A 12016-nucleotide genomic window follows, 5' to 3' on the forward strand; every position below is an offset into this window, starting at 1 on the left:
ACCGTCACGTCTCATGGTCGCCGTCATCACCGCAGCTCCGCGGACCGGCACGGTCTTCGCGGGATTCGCCGCGTACGGCGCATTGTGGGGCCCGTACCTTTCGATGTTGCCGGACGTTCGCAACGCCACCGGCGCCGGTGAGGCGCAATTGGGCGCCGCGTTGCTGATCGGCGCACTCGCGGCGATGCCCGCGATGTTCGCGATCGGCCGGTTGCTCGACCGGTTCGGCGGCCCGGTCGCGGTCTCGACCTTCGCCGGATTCGCGCTCATCGCGCCGACACCGGCATTGGCCGGATCCGTTCCGGCCTTGTTCCTGACCCTGGGATTGTTCGGATTCGGTTCGGGTGCCTGCAATGTCGTCGTGGTCGCACTGGCGGCGTCCGCCGAAGCGGGCGACGGGCCCCGCGTGATGAACCGCGCGCACGCGTTGTTCAGCATCGGCCTGTTGACGTGCAGTCTCGGCACCGGGGCGGCCAGGACGGCGGGAGTACCCGCCGAAGCGATCGCGCTGACGCTTTCGGCGCTGGTCGTCCTCGGCGCGATCGCGGCGAGGAATTCCGTGCCGGGACGGCTGGTCCGCCAGAGCCGCGAACCGGGACGGCGCCTGCGGCTCGGCCCGGCGGTCCTGCTGCTGTGCCTGCTGGCGGCGCTGGCGATGGTCGTGGAAAGCGGCGTCCAGCAATGGAGCGCGGTGTTCCTGGCCGACATCACCCGCGCGCCGGTCGGGATCTCGGCGGCCGCTCCCGGCATCTTCGCCGCCGGGATGGCGCTGGGCCGGTTCGGTGGGCACTGGCTGTCCGGCCGCGCGTCGGATCGCCTGGTACTGCTCACCTCCGGCGCGCTTTCCGGGGTGGGCGTGCTGATGCTTTCGATGGCCGACGCGCCGGTGCACGGCCTGCTCGGCACCGCCGTGGTGGGTGGCGCGATCTCGGTGTCGACACCCACCGTCTACGGGCTGATCGGACGCGGCGCGTCCGCGGAGGACCGCGGCGCGGTGATCGGCTCGGCGGCGTCACTGGCCAGTGTCGGCCTCTTGCTCGGCCCGGCGGTGGTCGGCCAGATCGCCGGGCGCACCGACCTGCGGGTCGCCATCGCGGCGTTGTCCATGGCCTCGGTCGCGGTCTGCCTGCTCGCGCTGCGCGTGCCCGCACGGAATCAATGATCGGAGGATGGACCCGATGGGCGACGTAACAGGGGGTCGCGGAGGCTCGGACTTCGCCGAAGGACGGCAGCGACGGCAGCTCGTCGGGGACGACATCCCCGACGGCTGCCCGTTCGGTTCACGACAGCGCGACGGACGCCGTGAATGGCTGGTGAGCGGCTACTCCGAAACGCGCGATTTCCTGCGCGACAAGCGGTTCAGCCGCGCCGTGCTGGCCGAGACGACCCATCCGCGCGGACCGGCCACCCGGATGTCGGTGACCGACCTGGACCCGCCGAGGCACACCCGGATCCGGAAGCTGATCGGCGGCGCGTTCTCCGCCCGCCGTGCGGAACAGCTGCGCGAGTACGTCGAAACCACCGCCGCCGGGCTGCTCGACAGGCTGATCGACACGGATCCCACCGCGGATCTGATCGCCGACTTCTGCGCCCCGCTGACCTTCACCGCACAGGCAGAACTGCTGGGCGTTCCGCCGTCGCGGCGCGAAGCCGTCCGCAAACGCGCGAACGCGCGACTCGGCAAGCCGGGTTCCCCGCGATCCGCCGTCTACCAAGGCGAACTGCTGTTGCACGACGAGGTCGCGATGATGCTCGCCGACACCGAGGACCCGCCGTCCGGGCTGATGGCCGAGCTCATCGAGGCACACCGCAACGGCGCCCTGGACGAAACGGAACTGACGGGGCTGGCGGCGTCACTGTTCTTCGACGGGCACGCGCTGGCGGCCGCGCAGATCGCCAACGCGGTGCTCTGCCTGATCTCCCGGCCGGGCCTGCTGGCTTCGCTGGACGCGGACCCGGCGCTGCTGGACGCGGCCGTCGAGGAAACGCTCCGGTACAGCCCCGCGGTGAACTTCAGCATGACACGCGTCGCGACGGAGGAAGTCACCATCGCCGGCACGCGGATCGAGCCCGGCGACCTGATGACCGCGCTGCTGCCGGTGGTCAACCGCGACGAGGACGTCTTCGCCGATCCGGACCGGTTCGCGATGGACCGGAACGGCAGGCATCTGTCGTTCGGGCACGGGACGCACCATTGCATCGGCGCCCACCTCGCGCGGGTCGAGATCCAGTCGGCACTGCGCGCGCTTTCCCGTCGCGCGCCGGAACTCCGCCTCGCCGTACCCGAGGATTCCCTGGAATGGACCGTCTCTCCGACGATGCGCGCATTGTCCGCGCTGCCGGTCCGCTGGACTTCTTCCGGTGTGCTCGATCCCTTGGAGCGTCGCGCGCGACGGTGGGAAGATCGGCCCGCGGCCTGACCACGGGCCCCGGACAACGAAGGAGTTCGTCATGCGCGAAATCGCCGCCGGATTGTTCATGTCCCTGGACGGGGTGGCCGAACGGCCGGACCGCTGGATGGGCCAATACTGGTCCGACGAGATGAGCGAAGGAATCGCCGAGAGCCTCGCCGCCTCGGACGCCATTCTGATGGGCAAGGACACGTACGTCGCTTTCGAACAGATGTGGAAGCCGCAGGGTGACAGCAACCCGATGGCGGCGTTCCTCAACGGCACGCACAAATACGTCGTTTCTTCGACGCTGGACGAAGCGACGTTGACCTGGCCGGACACGAGTCTGATCACCGGTGACATCGCCGGCGAGATCACCCGGCTGAAGGAAGCGCCCGGTAAGACGATCCGGGTGCCCGGAAGCCCGAGACTCGTCCAATGGCTGCTCGCCGAAGGACTCCTGGACGAACTGGCACTCAACATCATGCCGCTGGTGGCAGGCGAGGGCGCGAAACTGTTCGAAGGAACGGACAAGGAGATCCCGCTGAAGCTGACGCGCTCGAACGCGCTGAAAACCGGCGTCATCGGCGCCGTCTACACCCGCGCCTGACGAATTCACCGGGACCGTGAAAATTTCATGTTTTCGTCGTGACGAGAACATGGCCCGATCACACACGAATCGACTACCGGGTATTCGGTGGCGCTGCGATACTGGTGAGCAGGCGCGATCATTCGCGCACCGGCGAGGAAAGGAAATTCTGTGACTGCCGCAGCCCGCAAGACCAAGCAACCGGCGGGTGAGGGAATCCGCGTCACCGGCGCTCACGAGAACAACCTGAAGGACGTCTCACTCGAGCTCCCGAAGAACCAGATCACGGTTTTCGTCGGGGTTTCGGGTTCCGGGAAGTCCTCCGTCGTGTTCGACACGATCGCCGTCGAGGCGCAGCGTCAACTGAACGCCACCTTCCCCTGGTTCATCCGCAACCAGCTGCCCAAACACGAACGACCGCACGTGGACGGCATCGAGAACCTGACCACCCCGGTGATCGTCGACCAGCGCCCGCTCGGCGGGAACGCGCGCTCGACGGTCGGCACGGTCGCCGACATCCACCCGCTGCTGCGGGTGTTGTTCTCCAGGCAGGGAAAGCCGAGCGCGGGCAATCCCTCGCTGTATTCGTTCAACGACCCCAACGGGATGTGCCCCGACTGCGAGGGCATCGGCCGCGCGCTGCGCCCGGACCCCGAGCTGATGCTCGACATGACGAAGTCGCTCGACGAGGGCGCGATCCTGGTGCCGGGCTATCCGGTCGGCAGCCCCGGCTGGCAGTTCTACGCCAACCACGACGCCATCAACCCGGCCAAGAAGCTCAACAAGTACACCGCCAAGGAGATGGACACCCTCCTGCACGGCAAGGAGGGCAAGGTCCAGCTCACCTTCAAGAACGGCAAGACGCAGACGCTGACGTTCGAGGGCCTGGTCGCGAACTTCACCCGCCGCCATCTCAAGCGTGACACCGGGTCGATGAGCGAGAAGACCCGTGCCCAGGCGGAGAAGTTCATCACCGAGGGGCCTTGCCCGGCCTGCCGCGGCGGACGGCTGAGCGAGGCTGCGCTGGCGACCAAGCTGGCGGGCAAGAACATCGCGCAGTGGTGCGAGCTGCAGATCACCGATCTGATCGAGCTGATCAAGTCCATCAAGGACAAGCAGACCGCCGCGATGGCGCAGGGCGTGCTGGCCGCGCTCGAACGTATCGAGGCGATCGGCCTCGGCTACCTTTCGCTGGACCGGGCGACGACCTCGCTGTCCGGCGGTGAGGGGCAGCGGCTCAAGCTGGTCAAGCACCTGGGCAGCGACCTGACCGGGCTGACCTACATCTTCGACGAGCCCAGCGTCGGCCTTCACCCCCGCGATGTCGGACGGCTCAACGATCTGCTGCGGGCGTTGCGGGACAAGGGGAACACGATCCTCGTGGTCGAGCACGACCCGGACGTCATCGAGATCGCCGATCACATCGTCGAGATCGGGCCGCGCGCCGGTGTGCACGGCGGCGAGGTCGTCTTCCAGGGAACTTACCGGCAGCTGCGGGCAGGCAAGACGCTGACCGGGGCCGGGCTGGCCCGATCGGGTGTCGTCAAGGAGGATCCGCGCCGTCCCAAGGGGAAGCTGCCGATCAAGCGGGCTTCACTGCACAACCTGAAGAACGTGTCGGTCGACATCCCGACCGGCGTGCTCACCGCCGTCACCGGTGTCGCGGGTTCGGGCAAGAGCTCGTTGATCTCCGGTGTCTTCCGCGAGGCGCATCCGGACGCGATCTTCGTGGACCAGACACCGATCGCGGCGTCGTCCCGCTCGACTCCGGCGACGTACCTCGGCCTGATGGACCCGGTGCGCAAACTCTTCGCGAAGGCGAGCGGCGCGAACGCGGCGTTGTTCAGCTTCAACTCCCAGGGCGCCTGCGAGGAATGCCAGGGCCGCGGCGTGCTGATCACCGAAGTGTCCTATATGGACCCGATCACGACGCATTGCGAAAGCTGCGACGGGCGCCGGTTCAAGGACGAGGTGCTCGCGCACAAGCTGCGGGGCAAGTCGATCGCCGACGTGCTGGAGCTGTCCGCGGAGCAGGCGGCGGAGTACTTCACCGAGGCCCCGGTGCTGGCGAAGGTGAACGCGCTGATCGAGACCGGGCTCGGGTATCTCGGGCTGGGTCAGGCGCTCAGCACGCTGTCCGGCGGTGAACGTCAGCGGATCAAGCTGGCGGACCGGCTTTCCGGCGGTGGCAACGTCTACATCCTCGACGAGCCGACCACCGGTCTGCACATGACCGACATCGACATGCTGCTGGGCCTGCTCAACGGCATGGTCGACGCGGGCAACACGGTGGTGGTGATCGAGCACAACCTGGCGGTGATCGAACAGGCGGACTGGGTGATCGACCTCGGACCCGGCGGCGGCAAGAACGGCGGCGAGATCGTCTTCACCGGCCCGCCCGAGAAACTCCTGACCGCGGAGAGCTCACTGACCGGCGAGTACCTCAAGCGTTACCAGCAGGCCGGCTGAGCTCCGGCTCTTCGTCGAAGGGGACGTCCCGTGCGGGGCGTCCCCTTCTTCGCGTTCGGCGCAGGATACGAGACGCCCGATACCCGCGGCGGCGACCATGCTGGAAGCCGGTGCGGCGAGGAGGGTCGGATGGCGGTGCGGCTGGTGCTGACCGGCGGGCTGGAATGGCTGGATTCGATTCCGGAAAGCGAACGCGCGAAGATTTTCACCGCGTTGTTCGCCGTCTGCGACGGATCCGCGTTCCTGACCTACGGCGTTTTCAAAGTCGGCGGCGGTCCGGGCCGTTTCCTGTTGACCGTGGCGCCCGCGCTGGCGATCCGGGTGCGGATCGATTGGGCGCGTTCGGAGTTCGAGTTGCTCGGGCTCAGCAGGGAACCCGTCGAGTGGCCGCGCGAGCTGGACGTGCTCTGAAGCTTTTCGGCAGCACCGCAGGGGGTGCGAATCCCGTAGGATGACGACGGAGCCACTGAACTGGGGTGCGAGGTGCTTCGTGGTGATCAAAGTGCTGCTTGCCGAAGATATGCACATGGTTCGCGGGGCGCTCGTCGCCCTGCTGAACATGGAATCCGATATCGAAGTGGTCGCCCAAGTCGCCGCGGGTGACCAGATCCTTCCGACGGCGAAATCCGTCCAGCCCGATGTCGCGGTCATCGACATCGATCTACCGGGCAAGGACGGTTTGACCGCGGCCATGGAGATCCGCGAAAGCCTGCCCGGCTGCCATACGCTGATCCTCACCAGCCTCGGCCGTCCCGGCACGGTCCGGCGCGCGCTGGACGCGAAGGTCAACGGCTTCATGCTCAAGGACGCGCCGTCGGACAAGCTCGCCAACGCGGTGCGGTCGGTCGCGATCGGCCGGCGGGTGATCGACGGCGAATTGGCGCTCGCCGCTTGGGAAACCGAGGACTGCCCGCTCACCACCCGCGAGATCGAGATCCTGCGGGTGACCGCGCGCGGGCGCACCGTCGCCGACATCGCGGCCGAACTGTTCCTGTCCCCCGGCACGGTCCGGAACTATCTGGCCGCGATCGTCACGAAGCTCAACGCGCGCAACCGGGTGCACGCGATCCGCATCGCCACCGACGCGGAATGGCTGTGATCCCCGGGCGATCTCGCGTGATCGGAGACGGAACTCGCGTGATTGGGCGCGGAACACGCGAGTTCCGCCTTCGGTCCGGCTAACGACCCCGCCTTCGGTTAGACCCTCTCACTTTCGTGCTTGACGTTCACGGCGACTTCGCTATAGCCTCTAACTATCGCAACAAGCGATAACAACAGAAGCGAAGGAGAAGCCATGTTCGGCAAGCGCGCGGCCCTGCTCACGGCCCCACTGGTCATCGCCGGCGTCCTCGGCGTCACGGCACCGGCCCAGGCCGCCCCCGCCCACCACACCAGACCGGCTTCGCTTACCTGCCAAGGAAAAGGCATCGACCGGTCGGCCAAGGTGCACTACCGGACCGAGACCTTCGTCAAGGCGCCACTGCGCACCATCTGGAACCTGCAGACCGACGTGGAGGCCTGGCCGTCCTGGCAGAACCCGGCCATCCCCGTCACCATGAAGCGACTGGACGACGGCCCGCTGCGCAAGCATTCCCGCTTCCAGTGGACCATCCCCGTCCCGCCCGGCATGCCGTACCCGCCCGGCGACGTGACCATCGTTTCCACCGTCCGGCAACTCCAGCCCGGCAAATGCCTCCGCTGGACCGGCCCGCTCGACGGCCCCGGCGGTATGCACATCGACGGCGTCCACGTCTGGAACTTCGTCAAGGTGCCCGGCGGCGTCATCGTCCGCACCGAGGAGAGCCACACCGGCCCGCAGGTCGACAAGGACGTGCCCGGCTCCACCGCGATGCTCGGGCAGGGCCTCGAAATCTGGCTGAAGGACCTCAAGAAGGCGGCCGAAAACCGGTAGCGGGGCGGGCCCGGACCCGCCGGACGACGCCGCCCGGCTCGATCCGCTCCACCGTGAAACCCTCGCGCTCGAAGAAGGCGCCCGCGCGTTCGTCAGCCACCGGATGCTCGGCGTACACCCGGCCGGTGTCCGCGGCCGACCGTCCGATGAGGACTTCGAGCAACCGCGAGTCCAATCCGCGATACCGAGGAAGCGTGTACAGCTTGCGGATCACGGGCTCACCACCTTCGAGGTCGCGCTGCCCGACGCCGGCCAGCCGCCCGTCGTCCTCGGCGATCACAACCGCGCCGAGGGCGACGGCGCCGGCGATGTTCGTCGTGTTCCACCACATCCGCACCTGCCGGGCGGCCTCTTCGTCGCCGATCAACGGCGCGTGGGCCCGGACGTGCTCCTCACCGAAGCGGCAGACGGCCATGACGTCGTCGCGATCCGCGTCCCGCACGATCGGTCCGCTTTCCATGGCCTGCCCCGATCCGCCACCCCTGCGGCACTTTCGGGCACTCTCTGATCATCGGGCTTGTCCGGCCGTCCGCCCGGTGGTAACGATACGGGCGATCCACCTCGCGACCTCTCGCATTTTCGTGCCCCATCCCTCTCGAGCCAAGGCGACGCATGCAACCCAATTTCGACGCAGGTGAGGACTTCGCACTCCTTCTGGAGCGAGAGGCCAAGAAACTCGAGGAGAAGGCCCAAGCCCTGACGGCCGCGTTCACCGCCTCGGCGTCCACGGTGACCTCTCCCGACGGCTCGGTGACGGTGACGGTCGAGGCCAACGGCTCGCTGAGCGCCATCGAGTTCGGCAACCGGGCCACCTCCCTGGGACCGGCGCGGCTCTCCTCGCTGGTCATGCAGACGGTGCGCCAGGCCCAGCGCAAGACCGTCGAGAAGGTCACGGAGTCCTACACCGAGATCAACGGCGAAGACGAAGCCGCCCAGTTGGTCCGCACGTTCCTGCCGAAGGTGGAGGACGAGGAAGGCGCCCCGGAGAACCCGGAGCAGGACAAGTGGGCCCCCGAGGCGCACGACGAGCCGCCGCGTCCTCAGGCGGGGTACCGGCCGCCGCCACCTCCGCAGGCGGGTCCCCCGATGCCGCCGCAGCCCGGCCGTCCCGTGCGGCCCCCGAACCCCCCGGCGCCGCGAACCCGGCGACCGGCTTCCCCCGACGACGACGAAATGAGCCCGTGGTGACCGGATTCGGTGTCAAGACGGAGACCATGACCGAGTTCGCCGGTCACCTCGACAGGCTCGAGGACGCGCTGCGCGCGAGCGCCGACATGGTGGGCAGTTGCGTGGCGGACCCCGGCATCTTCGGCATCTTCGGCGGCCAGATCTACGGCGCCGGCGCGAGCATGCACTGCGGGAAGGCGCGGGACCACCTGAACAAGTACTCGGAGAACGTGCAGGAGTTCTCGGACAGGTTGCGTGAGGCGGCGAAGCAGTACAACGCCAACGAGCAGGAGACCGAGAGGCTGATCACCGAAGCCGGCAAGGGGATCGACGAGGTGAAGGTCAAGTGAGCGACGAGTACCACCGCGGCGATTTCGGGAACAACACCGGCACCAAGGCCAGCGACTTCAAGGACGAGAAGAACAACTTCCTCGCGGGCAGCGGCGACACCACGGGCGCGGGCTTCTTCGATTCCGCGTTCTCGCTGAAGAAGGCCGTCGACGAAGGGGACAGCCTCAGCATCGGACTGGCCTCGGCGGGGATGGCGATCGAGATCCTCGGCATGGTCGCCGATCCGATCGGCTCGCTGCTCACCGCCGGGATCGGCTGGCTGATCGAGCACATCGTCATCTTCCGCTGGCCGTTGGACTTCCTGCTGGGAGACCCGAAGGGCATCGAGGCGGCCAAGACGGCGATCTACAAAGAGGCCGCCGAAGTGCGGGAGTGGTCGAAGGAGCACGGGGCCGCCACCACCAAGTTCATGGAGAAGTGGGACGGCGAGGCCGCCGACACTTTTCGCGCCGACATGGAGGGCGTCGCCGCCCAGATCGACGCGCTCGCCGGATACATCGAATTCGCGGGCAAGCAGATGGGGATCGCCGGTGCCGTCATCGGCGCGGTCCGCGGCATCGTCCGCGACATCATCGCCATGACGCTGGCGGGCATCCTCAAGGCGGCGATCGTGGCGGTGGCACTGGCGCCGGTCACCTTCGGCGGTTCGATCATCGCGGCGATCACCTCCATCATGACCACGGTCGGGGTGGCGATCGCCAAGATCGCCAAGCAGATCGCCGACGTCGCCAAGAAGCTCGCCGAGATGCTCAAGATCCTGGCGAAGACCCGCGGCGCGGCCGACGACGTCGTCAAGTTGACGCTCGGCGGCGGCAAGATCAAGCTGCCCAAGCCGAAACCCGCCGGTGGTACGCCGATGCCCGGCGGCAAGAAGCCGATCGAAGGCCCGCCCCCGAAGCCGGGCGACACCACCCCGGACGCCCCGAAGCCCGACGCTCCGAAGCCCAAGCCGGAGAAGCTCGGCGACATACCCCTCCGGATCGTGCGCGAGAAGCTGGCGAAGGAACTGGAAGGGGTGGACGGGGCGGCGGACATCCTGAAGCGGTTCGACTACTGGAACAGCTTCCCGGTCGGCGACCTGAAAACGAGGTTCCCCAAGGCCGCGGACGCGCTCGACAAGCTCGAAAAGGGCCTCAAGATCCTCAGCGACCCGACCTACGGCGCGTCGGGCATGGCTGGGAAGACCGTCGTCGAGCTGACGAAGGCCATCCCGCCGGCCGCGAACGAGAAGCCGCCGGAGGACAAGGAAGAGCAGTGAAAGCAGGCGGTCCCGTCCCGGTGTTCCGGCGCGGGACCGCCTGTGCTTTCGTTCGGTCATGACTGAACGGGTGAACATCTCCTCCGGCGGGGACTACGAGCCGGTCTTCGGCTACAGCCGGGCGGTGCGCGTCGGCGAGCACATCCACGTTTCCGGGACGACGGCGCGCGAGCCGGAACGCTCGGGCGACGCGTACGAGCAGGCTTCGGCCGTGCTGTCGCTCATCGAGACGGCGTTGAAAGAGGCCGGTTCGAGTCTCGCCGCGGTGGTGCGCACGGTCACCTACGTCACCGACATCAAGGACGCCGACCTGGTCGCGCGGGCGCACCGCGAAGCCTTCGCCGACGTGCTGCCCGCGGCCACCATGGTCGAGGTGTCGGCGTTGCTCGACCCGAAGATGAAGGTCGAGATCGAGGCTTACGCCGTCGAGAAGTAAGTCACCTCCCGAAAGACCCGACGAGTGCTTCAGGAGCTTCGCGCGTCTCGTAAAGCTTCCAGAAGGCGTCGGCGAAGACGTCCGGATGGATCACCTCGGGCTCGAAGTCCAACGGGCTCGCGGTGATCGTCCGATGCGGCACGCTGCCCTCGATCAGCGCGCCGACGTTGACGGCCCCGGCGTAGATCCCCTTCTCCGCGAGCACCGCGTTCAGATTGAGGAAGTAGTTCCGCAGCCCGGCCTGCGCCATCCCCACGTTGCCGAGGAAGGGCGCCGGGTACCGGCCGGATTGCCCGGCGGTGAACAGGATCGCGCCGTCGCCGCGCTCGGTCATGGCGGGCAGCACGGCCCGCACCAGCGCCACCGCGGACACCAGGAACCGGTCGAGGATGAGCCGCAGGTTCTCCGGATCCACGTCGAGCACCGGCACGATGCCCTCCCCCGTGGTCCCGCCGCCGGGATTGAACGCGACCGCGTCGATCCGGCCGATGGCGGTGACGGCGGCGGCGATCTGAGCCGGCTCGTAGACATCGGCGACGAACCCGCTCGCCTCGACGCCGTCGCGGGCGAGTTCGGCGACGAGCGCGTCGAGGTTCTCGGTGGTACGCGCGACGAGGGCGATCCGGAAGCCCTCACGGCCGAACCGGCGGGCGAGCGAAAGTCCCAGCACCGGCCCGGCGCCGAAGATCGCGAGCGTCTTGGTCATCTGTCCTCCCAGGTTAAGTTGAGGATGCCCTCAACTTCTTCGAAGGTACACACAACTTGAGGCCACCTTCAACTTGACTACGATGCGGTCATGACCAAACCCCTGCGGAAGGACGCCCGGCGCAACCGCGACCTGCTGATCGAGGCGGCCAGGGGGCTCTACGCGGCACGCGGCCTCGACGTCGCGCTCGAAGAGATCGCCAAGACCGCCGGTGTCAGCATCGGCACGCTGTACAACCACTTCCCGCAGCGCGCGGATCTGGTGAACGCCGTGTTCGCCGACCGGACCGAGACCGTCGCGAAGCTGGCCGAACACGCGCTCTCCCTCGACGACGCCTGGACCGGCTTGACGTCGTTCGTCGAACGGGTCTGCGAACTGCAGGCCGCCGACCGCGGCTACAACGAACTGGCCTCGACGCGGCCACCGCAGGCCGAAGACCTCGAACGCGGCTACGAACTCATGACCCGGATCGTCGAACGCGCCAAGGAGAGCGGCGCCCTGCGCGAAGACTTCACCCTCGAGGACATGGCCTTCGTGACCTGGGGGATCGCGCGCACCGTGGAAGCGACCGCGACGGTCCGGCCGGAGGTCTGGCGACGTCATCTCGCGCTGCTGTTCGACGGGATGCGGGCACCCGCCGCGAACCCGTTGCCGGAGCCCCCGCTGGAGCCCGCCGAACTGGCCAGAATCATGGGCGGCTGCGGCTGAGGCAACCCTCCGCCCCTCCGGCGCGTGTTC

At 67.9% G+C, this 12016-nt stretch carries 14 protein-coding genes; 12 read left to right on the forward strand and 2 right to left on the reverse strand.

Annotated elements, in window-relative coordinates:
• Positions 1-13: 13 nt before the first annotated feature.
• From AB8M46_RS04145 to AB8M46_RS04175, 7 genes are all read left to right on the forward strand, one after another.
• Positions 14-1162, forward strand: a complete 1149-nt coding sequence (locus AB8M46_RS04145; RefSeq protein WP_394359580.1) for an MFS transporter — start codon at positions 14-16, stop codon at positions 1160-1162.
• A 16-nt stretch (positions 1163-1178) separates the two neighbouring features.
• The gene (locus tag AB8M46_RS04150; protein ID WP_394359581.1) at positions 1179-2420 is read left to right on the forward strand and encodes a cytochrome P450; all 1242 of its coding nucleotides are present in this window, start codon (positions 1179-1181) and stop codon (positions 2418-2420) included.
• Positions 2421-2451: 31 nt separating this feature from the next.
• A complete protein-coding gene (locus AB8M46_RS04155; protein WP_394359582.1) occupies positions 2452-3000 on the forward strand; it encodes a dihydrofolate reductase family protein in 549 nt (182 codons plus the stop codon).
• A 150-nt stretch (positions 3001-3150) separates the two neighbouring features.
• A complete protein-coding gene (locus tag AB8M46_RS04160; RefSeq protein ID WP_037341300.1) occupies positions 3151-5448 on the forward strand; it encodes an excinuclease ABC subunit UvrA in 2298 nt (765 codons plus the stop codon).
• A gap of 129 nt (positions 5449-5577) precedes the next feature.
• Positions 5578-5859, forward strand: coding sequence for a DUF6235 family protein (locus tag AB8M46_RS04165; RefSeq protein ID WP_394359583.1), 282 nt, complete (start codon positions 5578-5580; stop codon positions 5857-5859).
• Between the two features lie 79 nt (positions 5860-5938).
• Positions 5939-6547, forward strand: coding sequence for a DNA-binding response regulator (locus tag AB8M46_RS04170; RefSeq protein WP_255355366.1), 609 nt, complete (start codon positions 5939-5941; stop codon positions 6545-6547).
• Between the two features lie 195 nt (positions 6548-6742).
• On the forward strand, positions 6743-7360 hold the full coding sequence (locus AB8M46_RS04175) for an SRPBCC family protein (protein ID WP_394359584.1): 618 nt from the start codon (positions 6743-6745) through the stop codon (positions 7358-7360).
• Here the strand turns inward: AB8M46_RS04175 and AB8M46_RS04180 are convergent.
• Positions 7335-7820: a GNAT family N-acetyltransferase gene (locus tag AB8M46_RS04180; RefSeq protein WP_394359585.1), complete on the reverse strand. Its 486-nt coding sequence runs from the start codon at positions 7818-7820 to the stop codon at positions 7335-7337. The genes AB8M46_RS04175 and AB8M46_RS04180 overlap by 26 nt on opposite strands.
• A gap of 152 nt (positions 7821-7972) precedes the next feature.
• Here AB8M46_RS04180 and AB8M46_RS04185 point away from each other — a divergent pair, with 152 nt between their 5' ends.
• Genes AB8M46_RS04185 through AB8M46_RS04200 form a run of 4 tightly spaced genes read left to right on the forward strand, consistent with a single transcriptional unit; the run spans position 7973 to position 10572 of the window.
• Positions 7973-8548: a YbaB/EbfC family nucleoid-associated protein gene (locus AB8M46_RS04185; protein ID WP_125734377.1), complete on the forward strand. Its 576-nt coding sequence runs from the start codon at positions 7973-7975 to the stop codon at positions 8546-8548.
• Complete coding sequence (locus AB8M46_RS04190) at positions 8545-8877, forward strand: type VII secretion target (RefSeq protein ID WP_394359586.1); 333 nt, start codon at positions 8545-8547, stop codon at positions 8875-8877. Before AB8M46_RS04185 ends, AB8M46_RS04190 begins: the two co-directional genes overlap by 4 nt.
• A complete protein-coding gene (locus tag AB8M46_RS04195) occupies positions 8874-10136 on the forward strand; it encodes a hypothetical protein (RefSeq protein ID WP_394359587.1) in 1263 nt (420 codons plus the stop codon). Before AB8M46_RS04190 ends, AB8M46_RS04195 begins: the two co-directional genes overlap by 4 nt.
• Before the next feature lie 58 nt (positions 10137-10194).
• A complete protein-coding gene (locus AB8M46_RS04200) occupies positions 10195-10572 on the forward strand; it encodes a RidA family protein (protein WP_037341290.1) in 378 nt (125 codons plus the stop codon).
• 1 nt (position 10573) lies between these two features.
• Here the strand turns inward: AB8M46_RS04200 and AB8M46_RS04205 are convergent, their stop codons facing one another.
• A complete protein-coding gene (locus tag AB8M46_RS04205; protein ID WP_394359588.1) occupies positions 10574-11278 on the reverse strand; it encodes an SDR family NAD(P)-dependent oxidoreductase in 705 nt (234 codons plus the stop codon).
• Positions 11279-11368: 90 nt separating this feature from the next.
• Between AB8M46_RS04205 and AB8M46_RS04210 the strand changes: the two genes are divergently transcribed.
• On the forward strand, positions 11369-11986 hold the full coding sequence (locus AB8M46_RS04210) for a TetR/AcrR family transcriptional regulator (RefSeq protein WP_125734373.1): 618 nt from the start codon (positions 11369-11371) through the stop codon (positions 11984-11986).
• The last annotated feature ends 30 nt before the right edge of the window (positions 11987-12016 follow it).

The sequence above is a fragment of the Amycolatopsis sp. SB7-3 genome (assembly GCF_041021335.1).
GTDB lineage: Bacteria > Actinomycetota > Actinomycetes > Mycobacteriales > Pseudonocardiaceae > Amycolatopsis > Amycolatopsis japonica.